Here is a 25,571-nt window from a genome sequence, read left to right as displayed (position 1 = left end):
TCATCACTCCAATACAGTTATCTCTATTCATTGGATGTGCTCATGCGTCAGATTTTGTCGGTTGCCATCCGATTTCTTGAGACCAACGATGTGCTCTCTGTAATATGCTCCACACCATCGGTCCTTTTCCTTCAACATATTTGGGACGCTCATCTTTATACAATGACATGAGTCTGTGCTTTTCTTCCGCATAGTTCAAACAATCTTCTGGATGCTCCCTTAAATAGTCTCTGAACAGCAAGGTCATCTGCTCGGAGAAACTGCCTGCCTGTCTAACGTGTATATGTATCCTTCTGTTTCCGGGTTCTTCACGAAAGTAACGTTTAGTCTTATCTGGATTTTCTGCTCTGAATACAAAACTAACTGTTTCGATCTGACGTTTGTAGTCCAACAGATTTTCATAATTAGAAACAGATATTTGTATATCGATAATAGGTTTGGCGTCTATTCCGACAATGGAAGTGGACCCAACATGATCAATCCGCACAGCTTTTTCCCCTAACGCTTCTCTTAATTTCCAACCCGTTTCGAGAAACAAAATAGGCCATGCCGGATCATACTTTGCAATTCTCCATTGATCCTCCATACAACTCCTCCTTGGTTATCCAATCAAGCTATATAATTAAACAACACGTTCTTTTAACCTTTTGTTACATTTAGATTATTTAGTGATGTCATATAAATATCATGCAAAATCATCATTGTTTATCCCTAGTTCTATTTGTTTTTGGGATTCAATCATGTATTCGTACACATCATCAATTTCTGTTATCCCTTCGATATTCTCTTGCAACAGTTCAATAATTAATTTATGATCACTCTCTCTCATCCTTATATTTTTCAAATAGTTATCGTTATAGTCATTCATAAAATCTAATTTGTTCTTATAAAATCGAAATCTTTCCAAAACATATACTTCCTTAAGATTAATAAACAATGCTACAAAATCCTTAAAGTTTCTGGCCACTAAAGTTACTTGATTACCAAACGCCGTAGGTTGGATAAAGATAACCGGAGCCTCTTCCAAATCACTAATGGATCTATTAAACGTGAAAAAAGCAAAATGATCACCATCTGCCCCTGTTCTTCCAAATATGATGGCATCATCTGGCGTACAATAGTATCGATCATCATCATTGTTAAAACTAATATAAAAACCCATATAATCTTGAAGGGTTCCATCATGTTTTTTACGTAATACCGTATCCATTCGAACGATGCCTTCTAAGGATTCTGGCATTTTATAATGTACTTCCACGTTGCACACCTCTCTTCTATTAGCATTTATCAATATATCTATATTTTGACACAAACTTTAAAAAAGAGAAGGACCCTAGGGCCCTCCTCTTCACGTCTTAATGGTATTCACACTTGAAATTGGTAAACTCAGCCGAAGCATCTTGTCCACTCGCGTATAAACCAATGAGTACGCCTGTAAAACCTCCAGCCACTTCCGAGGATAGGTATCTCGTCTGTGCCGTGCCTAACAGAATCTCTTCATCCTCTACTTGAAACAGGAAGCTGTAGCGTTCCTGACTTGAGCGGATCAACAGCGTTGCATGCTGTTGATTTCCCAGATCCACTTCATGTTCTATCGATTTGATATCCCCGATATTCAGACGCTCAATTACCTTATAGCCGTTCTGTACCTGACGAATTGCCACTTCATAATGATGATTCTCATCCATATAGATTGTAACACCGGCCTCCCCATTCCTCAGACTAACATCGACTGAAATCGTGGCATTAAAGTCTTTCTGACGTAGCCCGATGAACGTAGGGGATGCCGGAATGTCCAGCGTTACATCGGTTCCTGTTAGCGTAAGCTTGTCTGATTCAAGCTGATAATGGTCCTTATTTGGATGACGAAGGTAACACCAATCGAGATTCCAGTCGGTATTTTCAAACGTATAATGCTTCTTATCCTGCTGGATCACTGTGTCCGGGATACGTTTAGTCTCAAAACTCGTCAGTGTTGTACCTTCATTCCCGGCTGTAAACCATCCGTCTTCACCAAACGTAATCGGAGTCAGAAATACTTCTCGGCCCAGATGATGGTACGTAGCCCACCTGCCGATCTGCCGGAATCCCAGGTGAAAGAGCCACCAGTTTCCCAGATCATCCTGAACCAGATCACCATGCCCCACACCCTGGAGTTCATAACCGCCCAGATTGCGGTTGGTCAGAACCGGATTATGTTCATAGGCTTCGAACGGACCTGAAGAAGAAGTGCCCCGTGCATACGTAACCATATGACCATACTCGGTGCCGCCTTCGGCTGCAAGCAGGTAATAATAACCGTTCATTTTATAAAGATGCGGGCTTTCCAGATATCGTCCACCCGTCCCATTCCAGATGGTCCGACCTGGTGTCAGTTTGCGACCTGTTTCGATCTCAATCTCACACTGGACAATTCCTCCAACGCCTTGATCATCAACCCCGTTACTCATAAACAAGGTCTTTTCATCTTCAAAATACAAGTCCGGATCAATTCCACCTTGATCCACATAAATAGGTTCAGACCATTCTCCGTAAATATCGTCCGTCCAGACATAGAAATTCTGATGCGTTGTATCATTCGTTGTCACCATATAAAAACGCCCCTTATTATGCCTGATCGTTGGAGCAAATACGCCTCCGGAGCTGTTCACCGTCTCGAGCTGAATCTGGCTTTTACGAGTGAGGCAATGACCAATCTGCTTCCAATTCAGCAAATCCTTGCTTTCAAAGAGCGGTACGCCAGGAAAGTATTGAAAAGAACTGCACACCATGTAGTACGTGTCGTGTACCTTAATCACACTAGGGTCTGGATAGAAACCTTTTACAACAGGGTTATTGTATCTCATTACTCCACTCCATCTCTTATTTAAAATTCACAAATATAAGAATTCAACTTCGTAGCAACTAAAAAAATTAAACACTATTGGCGATTAACTTGCAATGAATCTGAATTGCATCTTCGAGCTAATTTAATTAAATTAATATATATGTGATTTTAGAAGATTGAGAGTAGGGAGTTGTTGTACAGATGATCAAAGCAAATGGGGAGCTCCAGTTCATTCCTTTATATGAGGCGCTGGCAAGCGAAGTCAGATGGAGAATCATGGATATGATTGCAGATCGTGAAATGAATGTGAAGGATATTGCCGCAGCATTAGAGCTTAGCCCCTCCATTGTCACGATGCACATTCGTAAATTGGAGGATGCGGGGCTCATTGGGAGCAGACGCGTTCGGATTAACGGAGGGACACACAAGTTATGTTACCTCAAGCAAAATCATATTGAGATCGAGTTGCCATCCGCTAGTCGAACTTCACGAACCAGAGAGCAGACGATATCCGTCGGGCACTATACTGCTTTTGATATCCAGCCTACTTGTGGGCTAGGGACACTTGAGAAAGAGATTGGCGTGTGGGACGATCCCCGCTACTTCCTGGATCCTGAGCGGGTACACGCTGCAATTTTGTGGTTTGGGAAAGGTTATGTTGAATATAAAACATCTAATTTTGTTCTTCCGGACGAGAATACAGATGCGATAGAGATCTCGATGGAACTGGCATCTGAAGCCCCGGGATTACGGGATCATTGGCTGTCAGATATTCAATTCACCTTTAACGGTGTTGCGCTTGGAACGTGGACAAGCCCTGCCGACTTCGGCAGGGCAGCGCGCGGCAAGTATACGCCAGAATGGTGGCATCGCAATGTGAATCAGTATGGATTATTAAAGACCATTCGTATCGATACCTCCGGTACTTACATGGATGGAGAGCGGATGTCTGACATTACACTTGCAGATATTAAGCTGGACGAGCCGTTCTGGACGCTTCGATTTACGGTTGACGAAAAGAGCCTCAACGTTGGGGGATTAACGATCTATGGCGCCGGTTTTGGTAATCACGATCAAGATATTGTTATTCGTGTATTGGGTTGATTTTTTTCACCTAATCGATTAACTTGATTTTCTCAAAAACATTATATTTCTCCAGATCTGAAGTAATTGCATAAGGCAGGTAATGATATAATTCAGATCTGGTTGCCCACTTGTATTCACTATGTTCTTCTGAAAGATTCACTTGATGATCTTTGGTTCTGCACAAATACATTAGAAGAATGACCTGTCGATGGGGATGGGTAAAGAACGTACTAGCATACAGTAATTCATCTATTTGAACTTTAATGCCAACTTCCTCTCTAACTTCGCGAACCAAGGCCTCTTCCAACTCTTCTCCGAAGTGAAGTTTCCCCCCTACTGTTTCCCAACTTCCTGCGCCCACCTCATCCATTAATGAACGCTTTATAATTAACACTCTGCCTTCATTTTCGATCAGTCCTTTTATGACAGTTACCATTTTATTTTCCAAGTGCTTAATCCCCCTCCCCCTTTTTGTATTAGCAATCATCTTATGTTTGGAACCACTTCCTCAGCTGATTAATATGAGCTTGATGATAACGGTTATGGTCAGCCATGTGCCATAATCCCCAACGGATCGTAGCTTGCTTTTCGTTCTGATGTCCAAAAGTAACGACTCGATCTAGATCAGCATCCGCTAAATGTGCGCATGTCTCTTTTAGAAGGGTTAGTACACCCTCATATTGAGAGATAAGTGTGTCACGTGCCACATCTTGAACCAGCGGAAGTCTATTATTCACATCGATCATAGGGCCATATTGCTCTATTAAACGCTGAGGAAGGACTGCTCCCTTTATTCTATAAACCCAATTTATATCAACGAACGTAATATGTCGGATTAATTGAGCTGTACTATTAAACTGGTTGTGTTCCCCTCTGTAATCTACCTCTTCTTGCGACATACCTTCTGTAATTGATTTAAGTCGTTGGCTATTTTCTGTTACAGCGGATAATAACATCCCCACGACAGGTGCCATATTGGCTTCACCTTGTAGGTCGTGAATCATAGTCATCACTCCTCCTTTACCTTCGCTCTTTCAATAAGTCCTTTATTTCCCTTAACTCTGATAATATTTCTTTTGTGTGCTGACTATTTTTTGAGTTATCCATTCCAACTTTCACAACATAAATACCGAGGAACAGATAAACCACCAACATAATGATCATTCCCATGTGCAGCTCTCCTTCCCAAAGTAGTAGCACATTGCTATGAACGATGACTACCGTCTATATTTTCTCTTTCCAACTGATTCCCGTGAAATGCCTTCAAAATAAAAGCTCGATCCGGAACGTTCAACCGTTCATACGATTGCAGATACTGCCTGTTGTCATATGGAACGCCAATGAATTTCACATCGATTTTTCCCTCTTGGAGATCCACAATGCCATATCTGGCAATGGCAAGATCGTTACAGCCTAAAGCTCCCGGATTCATATAGATTCGTTGATCTGTCCTATAATAATGAAGAATATGATGATGACCAAAACAAACCAAATCATGAGCCGTCCCCTGATACCTTGTGTCCAATTTGGTCCCGGATGGTTCTTTATCTATGACATCCAGCTTGTCGTTGTTCATATGATAGTGAGTCAAAAGGAACTGACGTCCTTCTACCTCTTTTTCAACGAATTTGGGTAGAGCCTCAATTCTCTCGATCGATTCCGCACTTAGATGTTGACCAACCCATTCATGATGCTCGGCTATACCTTTATGTCCTTCTAATGGTCCCTTATTTTGGAGCAAACTCAACACGGCCTCTTCATGATTCCCCGAAATCGCTATCATATTTTTACGGCTGTACAACATTTCGATCACTTCATTGGAGTAAGGGCCAATACCGATCATATCCCCCAAACAAAATATATGCTTAATGTCTCCTCTGGAATCCATATCAGCCAATACCGCTTGAAGCGCAGGAACATTGCCATGAATATCGGTTAAGATAGCAACCTTCATTGAGACTCCTCCTCTGGGATATACATCGTCTGAACCTCCTGTACTCCCGGAATAAACCCCAGATTCAGATATACGGACTCCGCATCATTCCCCTGCATCACATACAATCGCAGAACAGGATATTTACCCTTAAGCTCATTCAAAGCTCTCTGTAACATCAGTGTAGCAAGCCCTCTGCCTCTATACACCGGTCGAACCCCTATGCTATATACGGCAGCCTGATTATCCTGCAGACAAAGACGACAGTTGGCAATAAGCTGCCCCGTCTCCTTATCGTATACAAGTGTAGAGGCCTGAGTTAGGATCTCATTCGTATAATTAGGGTCATCGCTTGGGATAAAATCTGTAAGAGTGGTATGTTTTCTTCGTGTAGCTTCAAGACTTCCTGCAAAACTCTCCAGGTCACATTGAGCAATTTCATCTTCATTTACATATGTTCTGGTGCCGGTTTCACTTTCAATAATCTCTGGACTCTTCACCGTTACCCTGCTGTCCCATTCGATGTCAAAATGATCTGTAGGCCGCTGCATCCAGCGACATCTGAACTCCACTGGCCAGAATCCGGCTCTTGCGTATAGATCGACTTGGTCTGGAAGAATCTCAAAGGTCAGAATGCGTTTCGTGCGATCCGACCACTGTACTAATGTATGCTTCAGAAGTTTCAATACCTCAAAGCACTGCTGGAATGGCGGGATAAAAAACAAATGATACATCCGGTTAGGCTCCATTCTCACGCCACCTATTTTGCTTTCCCCCTTGTAAATCCAGTACGCACTGATCTTGGAAGAGCTGAACTCTTCTTCTCTGAAAAATCCGACATACCGCATATCATAATAAACCGTGCAAAATAATCCCCATTCGGCAAAATCAGCTCTGCGAATCGAATATTCATCCGACAGATCATATTGAAGAATATCTGTAGACCATTCCGTTAAACTCATACGTCATTCCTCCTCAATTCTAATTACATGTACAGCAATCAAAGAACCTTTCTATACGCCACCCCGTGAACATGGACTAATACCTGCTGTGCTTCCAATCGTTCAAAGAAATCCAACATGTCCTTAAACGGATTCTCGAAATACGAAGTCAGGTGGGCAAGCTCTGGCGTTGTTTTGATAAAATTGTAAAAAAAGTAGGGGTCCATGTTGCCCACATCTTCTGGACTACCAAGAAAAACCTCTAATGTCTGGCCTGTTTCTGTATTCTTGAACATACAGTGCTCACCGTGAACATCAAAATACCAACTTCCCGTTAATTCTTCTTCACCATGGATTACATCCGCATTGGACAGCAAATGGTACGCCCCTTCGAGTATTTCCTCGCGATCAGGCTGATCGGTTTCCAATATCAATTGGTTGATTAATTGCCGCGCAATTCTCTTGTACATATCCATCACGGCCAACAATTCTTCCGTAATTTCCTTTGTTATTGATTTCATCATTTCAGATCCTTTGCCCTTTCAAATGAAGATTAACTGCTAGACCTTGCGGTTAGCAAAGATACGATAACGTATCCAAAAAGTTGAACCGTAAATACAATGGCGATAAACTCAACCATCATGCTGTTCGCTGCATTGAAATCATTCGCAAGATCCACGAAGATTTTCCCGGGCCTGGATAATACATCCCACGAATTCCACCGATTAAATCTGCCAATGTAGACACCTATACTGCTCAACAGCAAAATAATGCCTACAATCGTCAGGCTAATGTACTTATTTATTAATTTATTTAACATGCCTTGGATTTGAATAATCGAACAAGTTGAGAGCAGCAATCCTATGATTGCTACAGCAAACGTCAAGGTGAGTCCATACCAAAAATCAATATTAACCCAAAACCTGACCTCCCCTTGAGCATCAAAATATCGGAATGAGTGCAGGATCTCTGTAAAAAGGTAGGCCGCATTGGGCAGAAAAAAGAGCCAAACTGCACACATCAACCACATACATATAACGCTCATTGTGGTTAATTTCTTAATGAATATGTATCTAATGCAGGATGAGATGATGAATGGCACCCATGCCAGGAACATATCCCAACTTAAAAAGCGATACATATTCGTATCTGTTTGGGCACGTAAATACATCACAACACCTAAACAACAACAAGTAGCCACGAGCAAGGTGACGATGAGTCTGGGATCTTGAACCGGATGTTGGTTATCTTTCATTTCGTAGCTTCTGCGTCCTTTTCCTTATGAATGTTATACATTAAGTTATAAATACTTTTTAAATGCCTTGCTGGAATCTCCGTTATACCCCAATTTCGTATAAAAGTGATGTGCTTCGTGTCTGGATGATCCGCTCGTCAGAAACACCTTTAGACAATTTTTCTGCACACATATGTCTTCCACATACTTCATCAATTCAGATCCATATCCCTTGCTCTGCACATGTTCCGTAATGATAACCCGCTCAACTACGCCGAATGGTCTATTTTCCACCAAAGCATCCAAACAAATATGTAAATGAGCCGTGCCGATCACCTGATCACCCAATTCATACACGAACAAGAAACTGTTTGGGTTATTCCGAACTTCTTCAATCCGTTCTGCCAGCACCTTTGTGTTTAGGTTGTTCGGCAATAATTCTGTGTACAGCCTTTCGATAACCGCTGCATCCCTAGCTTCTGCCTCTCTTATCATCAAGCTTCCCCTCCCTGTTACCTCACTTGATAACTTAAAATGATATCACCGTTTTCTTCAAACTCTCCCGTTTCTTGAAATCCGCAACGCTTATACAGCGCATTTGCCGTACTGTTATGCGGAACATGCGATACCCTGATTTGCTGGCAGTCACTTCTCTCTTGCAACATACGAATCACTTCTTGAATAGCAAGTCTACCGTAGCCCTTCCCCTGATACTTCTCATCAATCATGAAGCGCAGAATCCAGTAATACCCATCATTGTAGATCTCATTATCAAACAAAATAAAACCGGCCATCTGACCCTCTGCGAAAATGCCATATGGTTTGGACGTAATCTCCTTCGTCGCATGGATCAATGAATCCGCATTGCTTGCGACCAAATCGAGCTGATCCTCCCGCGGTTTAAGATGGATGCACTCGAGTTCATTTTCTTTGGTTATAGGTTGTAGCGTCACTTGCTCCATATCCACTATCATCTCTCCTTGCAGGCTTATTCACTAGATTTTCTTGATCAATATAATCTCCAAAGGTTGTGTATCCAGCAACAGAGCCCCTGTGTCAACATACCCCAGCTTTCGATAGAAATGTTGGGCATGTTCGTCTGACTGCGTTGAAGTCATTACGGTATCGAAGCCTTGTTGCTTCATTAGATTTTCCCAGTGATGCACCACTTTTTTGCCAATTCCGCCGTTTCGATAGGGCTCATCAATCCAGATCATATTCATGAAGGGAAGGTTGTCCCAAAAGTAACCGTACCTCATCCATCCAATTCTTGATCCCTCGTCCTCGTTCCAGAGGATGAATATTTCTTTTTCATGAATCTTCGTTTTTACAAGTGCCTGATGGATATGCCGATCTCTATCCATGATATAGTCGAAGTCAGCTTCCGTTGCATATTCAATCTTCATTCGTTTTGCTCCCTTCATTAACTACGTCCATCATAACCCAAAATGTGGTAGTTGCGAACAGTTCCTTCCTCTTTTTTTCCCATGCCAAAAAACCACGGTTTCCCGTGGTTGCACCCGCTCTATTTTTCTCAATCCGATGTCGATCCGCTCACCAATTGTCCCTTGTACCATACGGCCTGCCGCGCAGATCGCCGCGCAACGGCTTCCGCCGAACAACTTGCATGGACCAATACAAAGCTTGCTGTGTCCCCCACCTTCGGCCACACGTGTTCCCCTTGTGAATCCAGCGGTGTCACACCGCCTGTTACCAACGCCAAAGATTGAGACAAGGACAATTCATCACTATATCCGTACAGTTCTGCGAAGCGCCCCGCCTTCTCAAGCAGATCCCCATTCCCAAAAGGAGACCAATGATCTGTCAGGCTGTCTGTGGCCAGCTTCACGTTCACGCCCATACGATGGAGCATGGGAAGAGGCATCATCGTTCTGCCAATAGGCACCGTGGAAGCAATGCTCATCCCGAGCGAAGCCATTCGCTGCGCCAGTTCTTCCGCTTCCTGCTGTTCTGCACGGGCGAACCAGAACGCATGACTTACCGTAACTTTACCCTGAAGCCCTGCTGCTTCGGTCAGATTCGCGAGTTCCAGCAGCGTTTGTTTGCCGGCCTGCCCGCCATCATGCAGATGAATATCGATGCCCGCCTGATGCTGAACCGCCAGTTCGACCATGGCATTCAGTGATTTCTCGATGTCTTCGTCCACGGTATGGGGATCGAGTCCACCCACATGTGTTGCACCTTCCTGCATCGCTTGGCCCATCAGCTCCACTGAATTGGAGCGAAGCAGTCCATGCTGCGGGAAAGCTACGATTTCCGAAGAGATTTTGCCCGAAAATGATTCCAGAGCCTGCCGCGTTGCTTCCAGTCTTTTCAAGCCACTGACGGGTTCGATATTGCAATGACTACGTACATGAGTGGAGCCGTACCCCTGGATCAAGGTTAGAATACTCTCCGCTTGACGCTTGGCATCTGGTAGCAGCTTGGGCAACAGAACCTTCTCTTCTTCAATACGTTCGAAAATACTGGAGATCCGTTTAACCGCTGTCCATGGTCCGTCGTAGTAGGTTTTATCCAGATGAATATGTGCCTCCTCGAACGAAGGCAGCATTAGCAGTCCCTTGCCATCTACTTGTGGCAGATCGTTAGACAGCGGAGCGTTTCCTTCTACAATCTCCACAATCCGTCCATCTTCAATCTGTAGATGAGCGGGGCTTGTCCGCGTACCCGTCACCTGTTCCCCTTCCCAAACATAACTCTGTTCCAAAGTCACATTGGTTAACCAATAGGCCTGCTTCATTATGTCATCCCTCTTTTCTTACCCGGCATTACGTCCCCCGGATACCGATTGATCTATGATCTATGATCCATGGTACCATACGGTTTCACAGGGCAAAAATACGTAAAACGTTGGTATTCCATACGCGGAACGTTTGCATTACTCAACCTTGATTCATGACAAAAAACAGGCACAATACGTGCCTGTCCTGTCTAATCATCTTAATCTTCTTAATTACGTGAATATATTAAAAATGAAACCGCGCATGCCCTCCATCGGTCACGCCTTCAATCTGTTCGATATTCAGCAGTCTGCGCTTCATCTCCAAACCTCCGCGGAACCCGGTCAGCTTGCGATTAGCCCCAATAATACGGTGGCATGGTAACAGAACCGGGATCGGATTGGCTCCATTTGCAGCCCCAACTGCGCGCACAGCCGAAGGTCTTCCAATCGATGCGGCAATGTCACCATAGGTCCGAATTTCGCCGTAGGGGACGCGGCCCAGTTCTCTCCATACCTCCTGCTGGAAGTTGGTTCCGATCAAGTCCAGTGGAATTTCATCGGTATAAGCCATCGGTTCCCCTGCAAAATAGGACTGTAACCAATCCATCATGCCTGTTTTTTTCAGCGCATGCTCATTCTCTTCCAATTCCACGCCAGGTGCAACTTTCTGCATCCAGCCGTTCCAGTCCTCCAGTGTTTCATTGGGCATGACCACTCGGCACACTCCCTGTTCCGTAGCGAGCAACACCCATGGACGACCGTCCAGTTGCATCGTGGTATACATTAACTTTTTTCTCATTCGTTTATCGCCCTCTCCCTGGTGGAATGCTACATGCTAGGACTATGAGGAAGTTCGCTTCTTCACCTTACGTTTCATACTGCGAATCATCTGCTTGCTCTCCGGATCAACGCGATACGATTCCGTGATTTTCTGAAGTGCCTTATTATACGTAAAATCGTCCAGAGTATTATGGTTCAGATAACGCATAGTCACCTCAGGTTGTTTCACATAAGCCATCGAGATCGCCCATGCAACCGCCATTTTCACATAATAAGCTTCGTGTCTGATCCGATCCAATGCGATTAGAACCCGATCAATATATCTCTCATCCAGATAAAAATTCAACAGCATCACGACGCCAAACCGAATCTCATATTCCTGATCTGATCTCAGATAGGGCTGCAAAAAAGCCCACATCGGCTCCGAATGCACCTTCGTATATTTCAGCCCCGCACAGAAGCTGTCACACACCGACCAGTTGTCAATCTTCGGTACAAATGTTTCAATAGCCTTTAACAGCTTGTCCAGATCCGCCTGAACATGTCCAATGACCATGGCTTGCAGCATCACTTCTTCAAAATATTCATCGTCTGCCGTCTCCAGATACGTGCGCCAGTCCCCGGCGGCAAGCTGCTTGGCAATCTTTCGCAAGGCGGGCAACCTTACACCCAGTACATTCGTGATGTTGGGAATAAGCGCAGCCGAGAATTTCTGATACTCCGGCTCAACCATGCTGAGCAATTGTGTTCTGATATCTACTTCCACTAGCGCAAGTCCTCCTCGTCTGTTGCTGTACAACAAGTATATCCTCGCAGCGTCCGTTTGTAAGCCCATATCGAATGTTTGAGCAAGATTACAATATCATTTTGGGTACGCCCTTTTCCCTTCATTTGTTTAACCGCCAACCGATTTCGTTTAAAAATATGGAGCTGACCGTTTAGAAAGGAGTGTCGAAATGAACGGACCTCATACCAAGAAAGATTTCTCCGTAGAGGAAATTACCGAACAACTCGTGCAACATGTGCAATCCCGGAACCTTCCCGATTTCTATAAATTGGTGAAAGAACTGCATCCCTACGACCTCTCACTCGTATATAAAAAGTTCCCTGAAGAAGAAATCAATCGGTTTCTTCTCTTGTTCAAACCCGATGCTCTGGCCGATCTGGCCGAGACCCTAAAGCTGCACGAACAGATTCAATTGTTTGAACGACTTGGGCCGGAACGAACGCTTGAAGTCATGCAGCAGATGGACAAGAGTGATCTGATCCGGTTCATGCACGATTTACCTGCCAAACGCAGAGAAGAATTGCTGTCCAACATGAACCTGGACCACTCTGTTATTATTCGGTCTGTTCTGAATTATCCGCCGGAGACAGCAGGGCGTATCATGACAGACCGTTACCGGACCCTGCTCTCCCACGAGACAGCGAAGGAAGCCTTACGGCAATCGCAAGGTACCATGCATATCTCCGCCTCCAGTTACCTCTATGTGACGGATGACGAAGGCAAACTGGTCGGTGTCGTGAGTTATCGGTCTCTTGCCTTGGCAGACGACAAGACCCAGGTTGAAGAACTGATGAACCGGCGGGTGATCCATGCAACAGTGGATATGGACCAGGAAGAAGCGGCACAGCTTCTGCAGCGTTATGAGTTTATTGCGCTTCCGGTAGTGGATGAGAATCACAGGTTATGCGGTATCATTCAGATGGATGATGTCATCGATATTATTATGGATGAAGCCAGTGAAGATTTGGCCAAGATGGGTGGTGGCGGTAAGGATATCGACTTTGATACCAAACCACTTGTTGCCGTCAGACGCAGACTCCCCTGGCTCATTCTATTGCTACTGATTGGCTTAATCTCGGGAAGCATCGTGGATTTCTTCGAGGATACACTGAATCAGGTAGTCGCATTGGCATTCTTCATGCCGATGATCGCAGGTATGACGGGGAACACAGGAACACAGTCTCTGGCTGTTGTGGTACGCGGATTGATCGGACGCAAACTCGACAAATCCACCGTACTCGCACTGATTGGTCGGGAGATCAAAGTAGGTACCATGATTGGCCTGGTATGTGGATTACTGATCACCGTCATTGCTTATTTCTGGCAAGGGGACTGGCTGCTGGGCGCCATTATTGGGGTGTCTCTGTTCCTCACTCTCGTCATCGGCACACTGACAGGTACCTGCATCCCGCTTCTACTTAGTCGTTTCAAAGTCGACCCGGCTGTTGCCTCTGGCCCATTAATCACCACATTAAATGATATCTTGTCCCTGTTTATCTATTTTGGAATCGCCACACGTTTTCTCGATGCCTTGATGTAAATAAATTGGGCATATAGCAAAACAGACCTGATCCTGAGATCAAGGTCTGTTTTTTCGTTTTATTTTTATCCCAGTGTTACGCTGATCTTTTATTTTTATTATAGATATCAAACGCTACCGCAAGCAGCAGTACCAATCCCTTAATGCCCTGCTGCCAGTCAATACCGAGACCAATCAGGGACATCCCGTTATTCAGCACACCCATAACCAAACCACCGATGATGGCACCAAAAACTGTACCTATACCGCCTGAAGCGGAAGCACCACCGATGAAGCAGGCCGCAATGGCATCCAGCTCGAAGTTGGTACCCGCCCTTGGCGTTGCAGCATTCAGACGTGCGGCGAAGATCAACCCGGATACTGCGGCAAGTGTACCCATGTTTACGAACACCCAGAAGGTTACCTTTTTCGTTTTCACTCCGGACAGACCTGCAGCCTTCTCATTACCTCCAAGTGCATACACATGACGTCCCATAACGGTACGATTCATCACGAAGGAGTACACAACGATCAGGACAAACAGCAGAACCAGGATATTCGGAATACCCGCATAACTTGCAAGGACAAAGGTAAACAGATTCGTCACAACAGCTACCACAATCAGCTTGAGCAGAAACAGTCCCTGTGAAACGACCTCAAATCCATATTTTCGCTGGGAGCGGCGTTCCCGCACTTCATTAACGATGTACCAGACGGTGAGCACAAGGCCCACAATGATGGATACCAGACCGAAGCCTGAGAATTGAATGTCTGCCAGGAAGCCCGAGCTTATTTTCTGGAATCCAGCCGGAAAAGGAGAGATGGATTGCCCCTCCAGCACAATCATCGTCAAACCTCGGAATAACAACATGCCTGCCAGCGTCACGATAAATGCCGGAATTCGCACATACGCGATCCAGAAACCTTGCCATGCACCGATCAAAGCGCCAACCAGCAAGGAAGCGATAACCGCAAGCCAAGCCGGAAGCTGCCAATCTACCATCATAATTGCGGCAACAGCACCAACAAAGGCTGCAATGGAACCAACAGACAAGTCAATATGTCCGGTAATGATGACCAGCACCATCCCGATCGCCAGCACCAAAATGTAGCTGTTCTGCAAGATCAGATTCGTTATATTAATCGGCTTGAGTAATAGTCCACCTGTCAGTACCTCGAACAAAAGCATAATTACAACCAGGGCAATAATCATGCCGTATTGACGAATATTATTTTTAAACAGTTTTGTTATCATTTCCATGCTTGCCGCCTCCAGACTTGGTCATATATCTCATCAACGTTTCCTGCGATGCTTGCTCCCGGCTGACTTCGCCGGTGATTCGCCCGGCATTCATCACATAGATCCGGTCACACAGGCCAAGAACCTCCGGCAACTCGGATGAGATTACCAGTACACCCTTGCCCTCAGCGGCAAGCCGATGAATGATGGTATAGATTTCGAATTTCGCTCCCACATCAATCCCGCGTGTAGGTTCATCCAGAATGAGAATATCCGGCCCCGCAAAAATCCATTTGCTGAGCACCACTTTTTGCTGGTTGCCCCCGCTCAGATTACCGGTCTTCTGTAAAATACTTGGGGCTTTGATGTTCATGCTTTTCTTCATCTCTTCCGCTACCAGCACTTCTTCGCGCTCGTTCACTACTGCGTTTCGCGTCAGCTTGCTGAGACCCGTAAGTGAAATATTGCGCTTGATGTCATCCATTAGAATAAGTCCGTATTCCTTACGGTCCTCTGTCACATAAGCGAATCCATTCTGAATGGCCTCCGTGACCGTATTGTTTTGAATGGGTTTACCATTCTTGATGAGCTGTCCCGAAATATTTCGGCCATAGGATTTGCCAAAGATACTCATGGCAAGCTCGGTGCGCCCGGCTCCCATCAGCCCGGCAATACCCACAATCTCACCACGTCGGATATTCATATGGATCTGATCCAGTACTTTCCGCTCGGCATGATGTTCGTGATATACCGTCCAGTCCTTCACCTCAAGGATAATTTCACCTATGGTGGCATGACGCTCCGGGTAACGACTGGTGAGATCACGTCCTACCATCCCGCTGATAATCCGGTCCTCCGTCACTTTCTCCTTCTTCATATCCAACGTCTCAATTGTCTTGCCGTCCCGTAAAATGGTCACGGAATCAGACACCTTGGATACCTCATTCAGCTTGTGCGAGATCAGGATACAGGCGATGCCCTGCTTCTTGAATTCCAGCATCAGTTGCAGCAGATTTTCACTATCATCCTCATTCAGCGCAGCGGTTGGCTCATCCAGGATGAGGAGCCGTACCTTTTTGGAGAGCGCTTTCGCAATTTCGACCAGTTGCTGCTTGCCTACCCCGATACTGGATACGAGTGTATTCGGATTTTCGCTCAGTCCCACCTTCGAGAGCAGCTCCCGTGTACCCACAAATGTTTCTTTCCAGTCCACAATGCCTCTGTTGGCACGTTCATTTCCCAGATATATATTTTCCGCGATTGAAAGGTAGGGAATTAGGGCCAACTCCTGATGGATAATGACAATTCCCAGATCCTCGCTCTGCTTGATATCCTTGAACTCACATTTTTTGCCCTGAAATAAAATGTCGCCTTCATACGTGCCATGTGGATATACTCCGCTTAACACTTTCATCAACGTAGATTTACCTGCACCATTTTCACCACATATGGAATGAATTTCGCCTTCACGGACTTTCAGATTGACATTTTCCAGTGCTTTAACGCCAGGAAAGGTCTTGGTGATGTTCTTCATTTCCAGAATGATTCCGGCCATGGGATGTGCTCCTTTCATTTATTATTTCAGTCCGATTTCTTCCTTCGTGTAATACTGGGTACCCACGATATCCTGTTCCACATTGGTACGATCCACGGAGACAGGATCCAGGAGATATGCTGGAATAACCTTAATTCCGTTGTTATATGATGTTTCATCATTAACTTCCGCCTGTTTCCCTTGCAAGATACTATTGGCCATCTCTACCGTCTTCTCGGCTAGCTTGCGCGTATCCTTGAATACGGTCTGCGTCTGTTCCCCGGCCACAATCGACTTGATTGAGGCAAGTTCGGCATCCTGTCCTGTAATAACGGGCAGCGGCTTGTTAGAAGTACCGTAACCGATCCCTTTCAAAGATGAGATGATACCAATACTGATTCCATCATAAGGAGATAACACGGCATCCAGATGATCACCTGAGTAATAAGCACTTAGCAGGTTATCCATCCGCGACTGGGCCAGTGCACCATCCCAGCGCAAGGTCGCAATCTGAGACATCGTCATCTGCTTGCTGCGTACGACCAGTTTGCCGGATTCAATGTACGGCTTAAGCACAGACATCGCGCCATCGAAGAAGAAATAGGCATTATTGTCATCTGGAGAGCCCCCAAACAATTCAATGTTATACGGTCCTTTTCCATCCTTGAGTCCAAGCTTTTGTTCGATGTAGGAGGCCTGAAGCACACCCACCTTAAAATTGTCGAACGTGGCATAATAGGTCAAATAAGGCGTATTGCGAATGAGCCGATCATACGAGATCACTTGGATTCCTTCGTCATGGGCCTTCTTGATGACATCCGTTAGTGTGTTACCATCCACAGATGCGATGACCATCACATCCACACCTTTGGTGATCATGTTCTCAATCTGTGAAATCTGATTCTCGACCACATCCTCAGCATACTGAAGATCGGTTTTGTACCCCTGCTCCTGGAAGAGACGGACCATATTCTCCCCATCTCCCACCCATCGCTCTGATGATTTGGTTGGCATCGAAATACCGACATATCCCTTTTCCTTGCTGCCTGCACCACTCTCTGCCAGATTGCAGGCCGAGAGCATCAGAGTCATCACCAGAAGCCAGATGAGCACTGCTCCTTTTTTCATATGAAGTTCCCCTTTCCTCACGTCATACGGTTCTAAATGAGTTATAAGATAACGCTTACAATACATGTAGTGCATCTTGTTCCTTGCTGTCCCTGTCTGAGATCAATGGTAGCATTGCACGGGCCTCAAGGTCTTTGCACGTTTTGAACCTTTTTTATAAAAATTTAACTTTTGATGGAAACTTCCGTTGTGAGCCTGGTCCATCAAAAATCTGTTTAAGATCAAAAAAAGGACATGCTCCGCTTCGCTTCACACGAAGTAGAACACATCCTTCTCATGTACCACATGACTGAATGAACAACTGTACAACCATAATCAATTCGCCGAAGGACGATAAGCCGTTCCACCGTTCTTTCGATACTGTACTGGCGAAATGCCCATTGTTTTTTTGAACGCGGTGCTGAAATAATGCTGGGTGTCGTAACCTACACGTTCGGCTATGGTGTGCATCGGCAGTATTGTGGAGTCCAACAACTGTATGGCCTTGCGAATGCGAGCGTGCGTGACAAGCGTCACGAAAGAATCATTCAGCTCTTTTTTCAGCACACGGCTAAGATATACGGCAGATACTTGCAGGCGGGAAGCAAGCGATTCCAACGTTAGTTCCCGCTCGGCATACTCTTCTTGAATAAGTTGTTTTGCCCGGCGAACGAGAGGGGACAACTGCACTTCTTCGTATACCTGTTCACGGCAATGACGGTACGTATCCTGCGTTTGTTCCAGTGTCCCTGCATGTATCTCCAGATGAGCATGAGTGGCAATATTCAGGCATGAACTGATCTGCTGTTCCAGAAGGGACTCTATTTCTTCGGGAGCTTCTTGCCACAGACATATGCCAATCAATCCGCTTACGTCCCGAAACAGAACATGTGGCAGATCTGCCAGCAGTTCACTGATTATATTTTCCACTGCAAACAGAAACAACTGACGATCATTCTCTCTCAGTATCGTCTGACGAGCTTCGGCGGCAGGCCACCGCACAATCCCGATCTGCACAGGTGAAACCGCGGGCAGACGCAAAAACTCAAGCTGTTCCGTCAGATCTTTCCCAGCAGCCTGCCCTTCCAGCCACTCCAGCATAAATCGCTGGCGAAGCAGCGGGATATTCCGTTCAATCTGATGGGCTGCCTGTTGTACATAGGCCGTCCTCTGGTGCTCTTCTGTAAGTCGCCGATGTAGTCGCTCAAGCGCAGCATGTAAATGTTCTGATTGTACAGGTTTTAAGATGTAATCCTCTACGCCAAGCCGAACCGCCTCCTGCGCATAAGCAAATTCATCATGTCCCGAAATGATCAGGTAACGACAGCCTGGGCACTTCTGTTGAAGGGCACGAATGAGTTCGATTCCGTTCAGAAATGGCATATTCATATCAACGAGAACAATATCTACATCCAGGTCAGCAGCCCGTTCCAGCGCTTCCTCGCCATCTTCCGCTTCACCTACAACCTCCATCCCGAGCGTTGTCCAGTCAATGGCATCCCGAATCCCCTCCCGAATGATCGGTTCATCATCAGCGATGAGCACGCGATACTTCTTCGTGACGTGGCTATCCGGTGTAATCTCCATTACCGTGTTCGATGCGGATGTCCCATCTACCCCAGTGGAAGTTGTCGCGTTCGATTTTATGAATTTTCCCATTCACTCTCCTGCCTCTCTTTGTTATTGATTTGCTGGATGGGTGGCAGCTCTCGCATCAACGGATGAATGATGGTCACGCGAGTTCCTTGACCCTCCTCGCTCTCCAGCAGAATACCGTACTCATCGCCAAAGGACAGCCGGAGACGGGCTTGCACGTTCAACATCCCATAACTTTTGCCTGTGATCCCAGGCGAAGACGCTTCCAGACTTGTCAAAGGAGCTTCGAGCAGATGCAGCATCTCGGCAAGCCGCTCATTGGACATCCCCGCTCCATCATCCTGAACGGTCAGCAGCAGTCTGCCATGTTCCAATCTGGCCTCCACCCGAATGTGTCCCGGCCCACGCCTGCCCTTGATTCCATGATAGATCGCATTCTCTATCAGGGGTTGAAGCAGCAGCTTTAACACGAAAAGGTCCCTGAGTTCCTCTGGAATATTCAATGTATACTGAAGCCGGTCGCGGTATCGTGTCTGCTGAATTTGCAGATAACTGGTCATATGCTCAAGCTCAGAGTGCAGCGGAATGTAATCCTGTCCTTTACTAAGCCCGATCCGAAATAATCGAGATAACGCGCCAACCATGCCGGATACATCGTCTGCCCCCTCTTTGCGTGCCATCCAATGAATTGTATCCAGGGTATTGTACAAAAAGTGAGGTTTGATATGCTCCTGCAAGCTTCGCATTTCAGCATCGCGCTTCTGCCGTTCTCGCAATTCATTCAGCGATATCAGTTCTCGAATCTGTGCCAGCATTCGGTTATAACTGTTGCCTAGCATTCCAATTTCATCCGCCCGATCGCTCCACCGGCCTGGTCTGAGATTACCCGTCTCCGCCCTGCGCATATAGGACATGAGCCGGAAAATCGGTTGGGCAATGGAACGCGAGAACCATAAAGAAGCGCTAAGTCCGAATAAACACACCACAAATACAAAGCTAACCACATAAAACTGGATTTGGCGTACTTCGGATATCGAGTCTCTTGTGGGAAATACCCCTACCGTTCTCCACCCCGTAAAGGTGGACGACTGATACATGAATAATAACGCTCCACCCTTGGTTTCGGCGGTAAACGTGCCACTCTCCCCGGAGGGAAACCACTCTGCGGGGATGTGTTCGATTAACGGATGCTCCGGCTTGTATACACTTTGACCTTCGGCATCCGTCACCATTACATAACCAGATTTACCCAAGGTCACATTACGGGCAGCCTGAGAGACGGACCTTAGTTTAAGATCAATCATAATAACGCCTCGCACACGCCCTGACGCTTCATCCGTGATGGAACGTGCAACCGATACAATCTCATCATCCTTATATCGTACATGTGTCGTGAGATTACGCTCTTTGGGCTGACCCAATACCATGAATATGCCCGGATTGGCCGCGGCTTCTTGGTACCAATTTTCCTGGATCAAGCTCTGCTCTGCTCGGGGATACATCTCGTTGCTAATATAGTCACCACTTCCATTGACGAGAACAATCCCGGCGATTTCAGGATACAACGTTGTGAACCCCTGCAAGGTTTGCTTGATGCCGTATAACTGATTTTGCTCCGTTTCGGCATTTGCGCCTTTATTCATCCGTTCACCGCTTGCATCATCATTCAACGACATATTGTCGTCCATAAAAGCATCAATATCCGGGTCAAATGCAATCAGATACGTCATATTTTGCAGATTCTCCATCTTGCTGTTCAGGGCTTCATTCACTTTACCAATCAGTTGCATCGTATGCCCTTCAACCTGTCGCTCAACAACCCGCTCCACAGTCCAGTTGACAAGCAGGCCGAGTCCTACAGAGGGCACAATGGCGAATAGCAAAAAAAGCAGCATTAGCTGGTAGCGAAGGGGCATATTACGCAGGCGCAAACCCCGAATCCCGTTCCTGAAGGTTGAGAGAAACGCTATTCTGCTCCAAGGCCTCTGACGCTTAAAATGCTCCTTGTTATTTGGCATAGTAATCATCCACATTTGAACGTGTCACGACAGAGATCCCCGTGTCCACCATCACGGGAAGCGGTGCATTTTCACCGGATGATGATGGAGCAGGAACCGTCAACTGGTGATGCAGATGGAACAAATATTGGAGTGACCAATACCCCATATTCCAGGTTCCCTGTGCAATTGTAGCCGAGATCGTCCCGTTCTTGATCATATCCAATGTAGCCTTATTTGTATCAAATGAAATAATCTGCATAGGATGTCTACCCCCGGCAGTTTGAACCGCTTCTCCCGCTCCTGCTCCTCCGGTAGCTTCAGTTACAAAAATACCCGCCAGCTCCGGATGTTCCTTCATCATTCTCAGGGTTTCGTCTCGGGATACCATCGCATCACCGTGTCCGTCTGCAACTTCAACGACCTGCATGGAAGGATATCTCTCCTTGATTGTATCGCGGAAGCCCTTTGTCCGCTCTTCATGATTCTGTTGTCCAGGCGAGGTTACAACCGCGACCTTTCCCTCACGACCCAGCAGTTCAGCCATTTTATCGGCGGCCATTACACCCGACTTGTAATTATCTGTCCCAAGAAAAGAATAGGCCTGGCTACCAGGTGCATCCGCGTCAAATAATACCACAGGGATATCTGCGTCGATTGCCTTGTTAATCGCTGGAACTAGCGATTGCGGATCGATCGCAGATATGGCAATGCCCGCCGGTTTACGAGCGATGGCCTGCTCAATTACCATGGTTTGCTCCTTCGCATCATACCGGGTAGCACCGCGATATTCTACGGTCACGCCCAGCGCATCCCCGGCATCTTCGAAGCCTTTGAGCGGGCTCTTCCAATACTCCAGCCCGGACTGAAATGTAATCATGATGTACGTCTCCCCGATATCACCACGCAGCCCCCGGTCCTCCCATGAACTGTTTACCTGACTGTTGTATTCGAATCTCAACACATACAACGCAAAGGCTGAGATTAGTAAAATGTATACCAGCAGCATTTTTTTCATTTCGTTCACTTCCTCAAGTAGTCTGATCACCGTGTACATCGTCTAAATTGTAAACGCAATCATACAAAAAGAAAACTACCCCTTATCTTTTAAAAGAACGCTCCTGCTGCTACCGGTATGTCTCCTGCAATAATGTACTATATGGTTTCTCCCTCTGGACGTATGATCATGGAACTAGACTACAACCAGAGGAGAGCATCATCATTATGAATCTTGCATCTTTTTTAATCTACTGTATCGTTGTTACATTCACCCCCGGTCCCAGCAATATTGTAATTCTTTCTTCTACACAGATCGTTGGCGCACGAAAAACAATGCGTTATGTCTGGGGAGCTACACTGGCATTTGGTCTGTTGCTTGCCGCTTCAGCATTTCTTAATCACCTTCTTGCCGGCGTCTTGCCTGGAATCCTGAAGGTGATGCAGATTGTCGGCGGCCTGTACATGGTGTATCTGGCGTACCAGATCTACAAGATGGGTACCACCGAGGATGCACCGAAACAAATTACCGGATTGTGGAACGGTTTTATTATGCAATTTGTGAATCCAAAGGTGGTCTTGTTTACGTTCACGGTCATTCCCAGCTATGTATTACCCTTTTATCAAAGTTCATTCTCATCGTTTCTGTTCGTGTTGCTCATTACGTTCATTGGTTTTCTGGCTTATTCCAGTTGGGTTGTTTTTGGCACGGTTTTCAGAACTATGCTGAATCGGCACCAAAAATTACTGAGTATTCTCATGGCCCTTTTTTTGTTATACTCAGCCATTATAGTATCCGGATTGATCTAAAGCTTGGGAGGTGTGCTGCATGGAACAGTTTAATTATAAAAAGTCGCAAGACGTGCTGGCACTATCCGCCAGCTTTACTGATTTTGCATACAAAAAACATTGCCACGAAGAGTATGCGGTTGGCGTGACTTTACGTGGCATTCAACAATACAATTTGGACGGACAATATCAGGCTTCTCACCAAAATGGCGTCATGTTGTTCAATCGTGAACAGTCCCATGATGGAAGCTCCTATGATAAAGCTGGCATTGATTATGTGATGCTGTATTTGAAGCCGGATCTGGTTGAGGAGATTATAGGCAAAAAGGATTTGCGTTTTGGAAGCCCCATCGTCTATGATCCCGAGCTTGCACGTAAGATCCTGATGCTGAACGATGCTGTTCAACACAGACAGGACGAAGCCGAGTGCAGCGAACGGGTCTTCGATCTGGTTCACCTTCTGGCTCAGAAGGAGATGGATACCAAGCTCTGGCTGCCCCAGGACAGTCTGGTTCGCAAAGCCAAGGAAATCATGTTTTGCAGCACCGAAGATGTGCTCAAGCTGGACAATCTGAGCTCCGAATTTGGCATGTCCAAGTTTCAATTTATCCGTGAGTTCAAGGCACAAGCCGGCATATCCCCCTACCAGTTTTTCTTAAACTGCAAGGTGGAACGTGCCCGTCAATCCATCGAAAAGCAGAAGGACGTATATACTGCTGTTGCCGATTGCGGATTTGTGGATCTGACCCATCTGAATAGGCATTTCAAACGGGTATTTGGCGTTACAGCTTATGAATACATGTTGCAGTTAAACTATAAAAATTAACTACAGAATATTTACACTGGCCACTCCGATGACAGAGTAACCTTCTGAGCACTGTTATCCCCAGATTTTTTGATCCCTTATTATAAAGGTAAAATCCGGAGATAGCGTATGCTTTCGATGCAGCTTTCTTTCAGAAAACTTTTAGGCGAACGCTACGCTTCTTCAGGTTCTTTCCGTCCTTGGGCAATTAGATTCTTTTCTTTCGTCTCCAAAACCACAAAACTGCCAAAGCTGCTAATAAAATGACTGTACCGTATAAGATGAGATCGAAAGGTCCACTTCGCCCGCCATCACTGGTTTCTCCAAAATCTTCTTTACTTACAACCTTGCCTGCGCCCAGCAATTTCAAGTCATCTCCGGCTTGTTCCACAAGAACATTGCGACTGCACAGATTCGTATGCAGCTTATGATCCAGTTCAGATTGATAAGCATAGATCAGGTAGGACTGATTCTTTTCAAATTGAATACCACATGATTCAGACCCACCGTCACTCGCGATGATTTTCATTTTTTTGGCGTTAACCCCCTTCCATGCCGTATCTACATCAAAGGTATACTCTCTTAACATGCCATCATTCTTCGATTGCTGCGATGGTCCTTTCTTTACCACTTCTCCTGTAAATACAGTTGTGTTTGTCTTCAATCTCTCTTGGACACCACTCTCCACACAACTGCAAGCATACACTTTCTCTCCGGAAAATAGAGCTAACCCCGACGTAACCAACAGTAAGACCAACATGCACATCACCAACCGTTGTTTCATTCCGACCGCTCCCCTCCTACATTCTCTGCTTGAACAAACGTCGTAAAGGTTACATATTTTTATTGCTGCTATAATTATTGTAAAATTATAGCACAATACAAATATCGTTATGTCCAACATACGCAAGGAGCCCACATACGAAATTAATGTTCACGGAGGATCTCAACATTTGATGCACAACTGGAAAAAGAACATCTCATTCCCGCTGCTCGTTGCAGCGTTATGCATGATCGCCTTTATAAGCATCGTCCTGTCCATCAGCGATAACCAGATTCATCGATTTGATGATACGCTGATCGGCTGGATTCAGGGGTTGGAATCCCCCGGCATGACACAATTCATGCAGTTTTTCACCTGGATCGGCAGTGAAATGCCTGTAGTTTTCATTACAATCATTGCCATGATTGTGTTATACGTTTGGCTACGACACAAACGCGAACTACTCTTCCTCGCTTGTGTGCTCGCCGGTTCAACCCTGTTAAATGCATTGCTCAAGCTGGTATTCCAACGTGCCAGACCTACGATTAACCGAATTATTGAAGTGAGCGGATACAGCTTCCCCAGTGGACATTCCATGGCTGCATTTAGCCTGTATGGTGGACTGGCCTTTCTCATCTGGAAACATGTACCCACCGTCACCGGACGTGTACTGATGATCATGGCCAGTGCCGTCTTTATACTGACCATTGGTATAAGTCGTATCTACTTGGGTGTGCATTATCCAAGTGATATCGTCGGTGGATATTTCTTGAGTGGTTGCTGGCTCTCCGCTTGCATATGGTTTTACCAGCGGCATCTGGAGCGTATGTCCCAACTGCACAGCAGAAGACTGGCATAGTCTCTACGAGCGCATGCATATGGAAATACCCGGCT

Annotated in this window: 28 protein-coding genes; 5 read left to right on the top strand and 23 right to left on the bottom strand. The window is 45.8% G+C overall.

The features are described from left to right. Nucleotides 1–40 precede the first annotated feature (40 nt). From MKY73_RS05975 to MKY73_RS05965, 3 genes are all read right to left on the bottom strand, one after another. The gene (locus MKY73_RS05975; protein WP_339306200.1) at nucleotides 41–586 is read right to left on the bottom strand and encodes a GrpB family protein; all 546 of its coding nucleotides are present in this window, start codon (nucleotides 584–586) and stop codon (nucleotides 41–43) included. A 99-nt stretch (nucleotides 587–685) separates the two neighbouring features. Further along, a complete protein-coding gene (locus MKY73_RS05970; RefSeq protein ID WP_339306199.1) occupies nucleotides 686–1,258 on the bottom strand; it encodes a hypothetical protein in 573 nt (190 codons plus the stop codon). Between the two features lie 97 nt (nucleotides 1,259–1,355). Continuing rightward, entirely contained in the window at nucleotides 1,356–2,846 is a 1,491-nt protein-coding gene (locus MKY73_RS05965) for a glycoside hydrolase family 43 protein (protein WP_339306197.1), read from the bottom strand. Nucleotides 2,847–3,028: 182 nt separating this feature from the next. On the opposite strand from MKY73_RS05965, the gene MKY73_RS05960 reads away from it, so the two are divergent. After that, the gene (locus tag MKY73_RS05960; protein WP_339306196.1) at nucleotides 3,029–3,931 is read left to right on the top strand and encodes an ArsR family transcriptional regulator; all 903 of its coding nucleotides are present in this window, start codon (nucleotides 3,029–3,031) and stop codon (nucleotides 3,929–3,931) included. A gap of 10 nt (nucleotides 3,932–3,941) precedes the next feature. Here MKY73_RS05960 and MKY73_RS05955 read toward each other — a convergent pair whose 3' ends face one another. From MKY73_RS05955 to MKY73_RS05895, 13 genes are all read right to left on the bottom strand, one after another. Further along, a complete protein-coding gene (locus MKY73_RS05955) occupies nucleotides 3,942–4,361 on the bottom strand; it encodes an NUDIX domain-containing protein (RefSeq protein WP_339306195.1) in 420 nt (139 codons plus the stop codon). A gap of 40 nt (nucleotides 4,362–4,401) precedes the next feature. Then, on the bottom strand, nucleotides 4,402–4,917 hold the full coding sequence (locus tag MKY73_RS05950) for a DinB family protein (RefSeq protein WP_339306194.1): 516 nt from the start codon (nucleotides 4,915–4,917) through the stop codon (nucleotides 4,402–4,404). Between the two features lie 16 nt (nucleotides 4,918–4,933). Next, nucleotides 4,934–5,083 (bottom strand): hypothetical protein, encoded by a 150-nt coding sequence (locus MKY73_RS05945; protein WP_339236771.1) that lies wholly within the window; start codon nucleotides 5,081–5,083, stop codon nucleotides 4,934–4,936. 34 nt (nucleotides 5,084–5,117) lie between these two features. Next, nucleotides 5,118–5,867 (bottom strand): metallophosphoesterase family protein, encoded by a 750-nt coding sequence (locus MKY73_RS05940; RefSeq protein WP_339306192.1) that lies wholly within the window; start codon nucleotides 5,865–5,867, stop codon nucleotides 5,118–5,120. Further along, nucleotides 5,864–6,808 (bottom strand): GNAT family N-acetyltransferase, encoded by a 945-nt coding sequence (locus tag MKY73_RS05935; RefSeq protein WP_339306191.1) that lies wholly within the window; start codon nucleotides 6,806–6,808, stop codon nucleotides 5,864–5,866. Before MKY73_RS05935 ends, MKY73_RS05940 begins: the two co-directional genes overlap by 4 nt. 38 nt (nucleotides 6,809–6,846) lie before the next feature. Next, a complete protein-coding gene (locus tag MKY73_RS05930) occupies nucleotides 6,847–7,311 on the bottom strand; it encodes a hypothetical protein (protein ID WP_339306189.1) in 465 nt (154 codons plus the stop codon). Between the two features lie 29 nt (nucleotides 7,312–7,340). Next, a complete protein-coding gene (locus MKY73_RS05925; RefSeq protein ID WP_339308504.1) occupies nucleotides 7,341–7,904 on the bottom strand; it encodes a DUF1361 domain-containing protein in 564 nt (187 codons plus the stop codon). 183 nt (nucleotides 7,905–8,087) lie between these two features. Further along, nucleotides 8,088–8,516 (bottom strand): GNAT family N-acetyltransferase, encoded by a 429-nt coding sequence (locus MKY73_RS05920; protein ID WP_339306187.1) that lies wholly within the window; start codon nucleotides 8,514–8,516, stop codon nucleotides 8,088–8,090. Between the two features lie 17 nt (nucleotides 8,517–8,533). Then, nucleotides 8,534–8,983, bottom strand: coding sequence for a GNAT family N-acetyltransferase (locus MKY73_RS05915; RefSeq protein WP_339308502.1), 450 nt, complete (start codon nucleotides 8,981–8,983; stop codon nucleotides 8,534–8,536). A 33-nt stretch (nucleotides 8,984–9,016) separates the two neighbouring features. Next, on the bottom strand, nucleotides 9,017–9,427 hold the full coding sequence (locus MKY73_RS05910) for a GNAT family N-acetyltransferase (RefSeq protein WP_339306185.1): 411 nt from the start codon (nucleotides 9,425–9,427) through the stop codon (nucleotides 9,017–9,019). Between the two features lie 128 nt (nucleotides 9,428–9,555). Next, complete coding sequence (locus tag MKY73_RS05905; RefSeq protein ID WP_339306184.1) at nucleotides 9,556–10,782, bottom strand: amidohydrolase; 1,227 nt, start codon at nucleotides 10,780–10,782, stop codon at nucleotides 9,556–9,558. A gap of 226 nt (nucleotides 10,783–11,008) precedes the next feature. After that, on the bottom strand, nucleotides 11,009–11,563 hold the full coding sequence (locus MKY73_RS05900) for a methylated-DNA--[protein]-cysteine S-methyltransferase (RefSeq protein ID WP_339306182.1): 555 nt from the start codon (nucleotides 11,561–11,563) through the stop codon (nucleotides 11,009–11,011). A gap of 42 nt (nucleotides 11,564–11,605) precedes the next feature. Next, the gene (locus MKY73_RS05895; protein WP_339306181.1) at nucleotides 11,606–12,310 is read right to left on the bottom strand and encodes a DNA alkylation repair protein; all 705 of its coding nucleotides are present in this window, start codon (nucleotides 12,308–12,310) and stop codon (nucleotides 11,606–11,608) included. A 190-nt stretch (nucleotides 12,311–12,500) separates the two neighbouring features. Here MKY73_RS05895 and mgtE point away from each other — a divergent pair, with 190 nt between their 5' ends. Next, nucleotides 12,501–13,871 (top strand): magnesium transporter, encoded by a 1,371-nt coding sequence (gene mgtE / locus MKY73_RS05890; protein ID WP_339306179.1) that lies wholly within the window; start codon nucleotides 12,501–12,503, stop codon nucleotides 13,869–13,871. 76 nt (nucleotides 13,872–13,947) lie between these two features. Here mgtE and mmsB read toward each other — a convergent pair whose 3' ends face one another. The 6 genes from mmsB to MKY73_RS05860 form a co-directional block, all read right to left on the bottom strand. Next, the gene (mmsB, locus tag MKY73_RS05885; protein ID WP_339306177.1) at nucleotides 13,948–15,111 is read right to left on the bottom strand and encodes a multiple monosaccharide ABC transporter permease; all 1,164 of its coding nucleotides are present in this window, start codon (nucleotides 15,109–15,111) and stop codon (nucleotides 13,948–13,950) included. Continuing rightward, the gene (mmsA, locus tag MKY73_RS05880; RefSeq protein WP_339256881.1) at nucleotides 15,086–16,645 is read right to left on the bottom strand and encodes a multiple monosaccharide ABC transporter ATP-binding protein; all 1,560 of its coding nucleotides are present in this window, start codon (nucleotides 16,643–16,645) and stop codon (nucleotides 15,086–15,088) included. The genes mmsB and mmsA overlap by 26 nt, the downstream gene beginning before the upstream one ends. Before the next feature lie 21 nt (nucleotides 16,646–16,666). Next, complete coding sequence (chvE, locus tag MKY73_RS05875) at nucleotides 16,667–17,752, bottom strand: multiple monosaccharide ABC transporter substrate-binding protein (protein WP_339306175.1); 1,086 nt, start codon at nucleotides 17,750–17,752, stop codon at nucleotides 16,667–16,669. A 315-nt stretch (nucleotides 17,753–18,067) separates the two neighbouring features. Beyond that, nucleotides 18,068–19,318, bottom strand: coding sequence for a response regulator (locus MKY73_RS05870; RefSeq protein WP_339308500.1), 1,251 nt, complete (start codon nucleotides 19,316–19,318; stop codon nucleotides 18,068–18,070). A 56-nt stretch (nucleotides 19,319–19,374) separates the two neighbouring features. Then, nucleotides 19,375–21,243, bottom strand: a complete 1,869-nt coding sequence (locus tag MKY73_RS05865) for a sensor histidine kinase (protein ID WP_339308498.1) — start codon at nucleotides 21,241–21,243, stop codon at nucleotides 19,375–19,377. A 91-nt stretch (nucleotides 21,244–21,334) separates the two neighbouring features. Next, nucleotides 21,335–22,342 carry a substrate-binding domain-containing protein gene (locus MKY73_RS05860; protein ID WP_339306173.1) on the bottom strand — a complete coding sequence of 336 codons (1,008 nt, stop codon included), beginning with the start codon at nucleotides 22,340–22,342 and terminating at the stop codon, nucleotides 21,335–21,337. 206 nt (nucleotides 22,343–22,548) lie between these two features. On the opposite strand from MKY73_RS05860, the gene MKY73_RS05855 reads away from it, so the two are divergent. After that, nucleotides 22,549–23,130, top strand: a complete 582-nt coding sequence (locus MKY73_RS05855; RefSeq protein WP_339306171.1) for a LysE family transporter — start codon at nucleotides 22,549–22,551, stop codon at nucleotides 23,128–23,130. Nucleotides 23,131–23,149: 19 nt separating this feature from the next. Beyond that, on the top strand, nucleotides 23,150–23,935 hold the full coding sequence (locus MKY73_RS05850; protein ID WP_339306169.1) for an AraC family transcriptional regulator: 786 nt from the start codon (nucleotides 23,150–23,152) through the stop codon (nucleotides 23,933–23,935). Nucleotides 23,936–24,122: 187 nt separating this feature from the next. Here the strand turns inward: MKY73_RS05850 and MKY73_RS05845 are convergent, their stop codons facing one another. Next, entirely contained in the window at nucleotides 24,123–24,698 is a 576-nt protein-coding gene (locus tag MKY73_RS05845) for a hypothetical protein (protein WP_339306167.1), read from the bottom strand. A gap of 172 nt (nucleotides 24,699–24,870) precedes the next feature. Between MKY73_RS05845 and MKY73_RS05840 the strand changes: the two genes are divergently transcribed. Next, nucleotides 24,871–25,536, top strand: a complete 666-nt coding sequence (locus tag MKY73_RS05840) for a phosphatase PAP2 family protein (protein WP_339308496.1) — start codon at nucleotides 24,871–24,873, stop codon at nucleotides 25,534–25,536. Nucleotides 25,537–25,571 lie beyond the last annotated feature (35 nt).

Origin of the sequence: Paenibacillus sp. FSL R5-0519 (assembly GCF_037974275.1) — a bacterium.
Lineage (GTDB): Bacteria > Bacillota > Bacilli > Paenibacillales > Paenibacillaceae > Paenibacillus.
Note: the sequence above shows the minus strand (reverse complement) of the source record. Positions and strands in the feature narration are given on the sequence as shown.

Excerpts from the sequence above, each read along its gene's own strand:
- MKY73_RS05920 (WP_339306187.1), bottom strand. The coding sequence starts at position 8,516 with ATGATAAGAGAGGCAGAAGCTAGGGATGCAGCGGTTATCGAAAGGCTG.
- MKY73_RS05950 (WP_339306194.1), bottom strand. The coding sequence starts at position 4,917 with ATGATTCACGACCTACAAGGTGAAGCCAATATGGCACCTGTCGTGGGG.
- MKY73_RS05935 (WP_339306191.1), bottom strand. The coding sequence starts at position 6,808 with ATGAGTTTAACGGAATGGTCTACAGATATTCTTCAATATGATCTGTCG.
- MKY73_RS05960 (WP_339306196.1), top strand. The coding sequence starts at position 3,029 with ATGATCAAAGCAAATGGGGAGCTCCAGTTCATTCCTTTATATGAGGCG.
- MKY73_RS05910 (WP_339306185.1), bottom strand. The coding sequence starts at position 9,427 with ATGAAGATTGAATATGCAACGGAAGCTGACTTCGACTATATCATGGAT.
- MKY73_RS05945 (WP_339236771.1), bottom strand. The coding sequence starts at position 5,083 with ATGGGAATGATCATTATGTTGGTGGTTTATCTGTTCCTCGGTATTTAT.
- MKY73_RS05930 (WP_339306189.1), bottom strand. The coding sequence starts at position 7,311 with ATGATGAAATCAATAACAAAGGAAATTACGGAAGAATTGTTGGCCGTG.
- MKY73_RS05860 (WP_339306173.1), bottom strand. The coding sequence starts at position 22,342 with ATGAAAAAAATGCTGCTGGTATACATTTTACTAATCTCAGCCTTTGCG.
- MKY73_RS05965 (WP_339306197.1), bottom strand. The coding sequence starts at position 2,846 with ATGAGATACAATAACCCTGTTGTAAAAGGTTTCTATCCAGACCCTAGT.
- MKY73_RS05915 (WP_339308502.1), bottom strand. The coding sequence starts at position 8,983 with ATGGAGCAAGTGACGCTACAACCTATAACCAAAGAAAATGAACTCGAG.
- MKY73_RS05865 (WP_339308498.1), bottom strand. The coding sequence starts at position 21,243 with ATGCCCCTTCGCTACCAGCTAATGCTGCTTTTTTTGCTATTCGCCATT.
- MKY73_RS05940 (WP_339306192.1), bottom strand. The coding sequence starts at position 5,867 with ATGAAGGTTGCTATCTTAACCGATATTCATGGCAATGTTCCTGCGCTT.
- MKY73_RS05845 (WP_339306167.1), bottom strand. The coding sequence starts at position 24,698 with ATGAAACAACGGTTGGTGATGTGCATGTTGGTCTTACTGTTGGTTACG.
- MKY73_RS05855 (WP_339306171.1), top strand. The coding sequence starts at position 22,549 with ATGAATCTTGCATCTTTTTTAATCTACTGTATCGTTGTTACATTCACC.
- MKY73_RS05900 (WP_339306182.1), bottom strand. The coding sequence starts at position 11,563 with ATGAGAAAAAAGTTAATGTATACCACGATGCAACTGGACGGTCGTCCA.
- MKY73_RS05925 (WP_339308504.1), bottom strand. The coding sequence starts at position 7,904 with ATGTTCCTGGCATGGGTGCCATTCATCATCTCATCCTGCATTAGATAC.
- chvE (WP_339306175.1), bottom strand. The coding sequence starts at position 17,752 with ATGAAAAAAGGAGCAGTGCTCATCTGGCTTCTGGTGATGACTCTGATG.
- MKY73_RS05975 (WP_339306200.1), bottom strand. The coding sequence starts at position 586 with ATGGAGGATCAATGGAGAATTGCAAAGTATGATCCGGCATGGCCTATT.
- mmsB (WP_339306177.1), bottom strand. The coding sequence starts at position 15,111 with ATGGAAATGATAACAAAACTGTTTAAAAATAATATTCGTCAATACGGC.
- MKY73_RS05850 (WP_339306169.1), top strand. The coding sequence starts at position 23,150 with ATGGAACAGTTTAATTATAAAAAGTCGCAAGACGTGCTGGCACTATCC.
- MKY73_RS05840 (WP_339308496.1), top strand. The coding sequence starts at position 24,871 with ATGCACAACTGGAAAAAGAACATCTCATTCCCGCTGCTCGTTGCAGCG.
- mmsA (WP_339256881.1), bottom strand. The coding sequence starts at position 16,645 with ATGGCCGGAATCATTCTGGAAATGAAGAACATCACCAAGACCTTTCCT.
- MKY73_RS05870 (WP_339308500.1), bottom strand. The coding sequence starts at position 19,318 with ATGGAGATTACACCGGATAGCCACGTCACGAAGAAGTATCGCGTGCTC.
- mgtE (WP_339306179.1), top strand. The coding sequence starts at position 12,501 with ATGAACGGACCTCATACCAAGAAAGATTTCTCCGTAGAGGAAATTACC.
- MKY73_RS05905 (WP_339306184.1), bottom strand. The coding sequence starts at position 10,782 with ATGAAGCAGGCCTATTGGTTAACCAATGTGACTTTGGAACAGAGTTAT.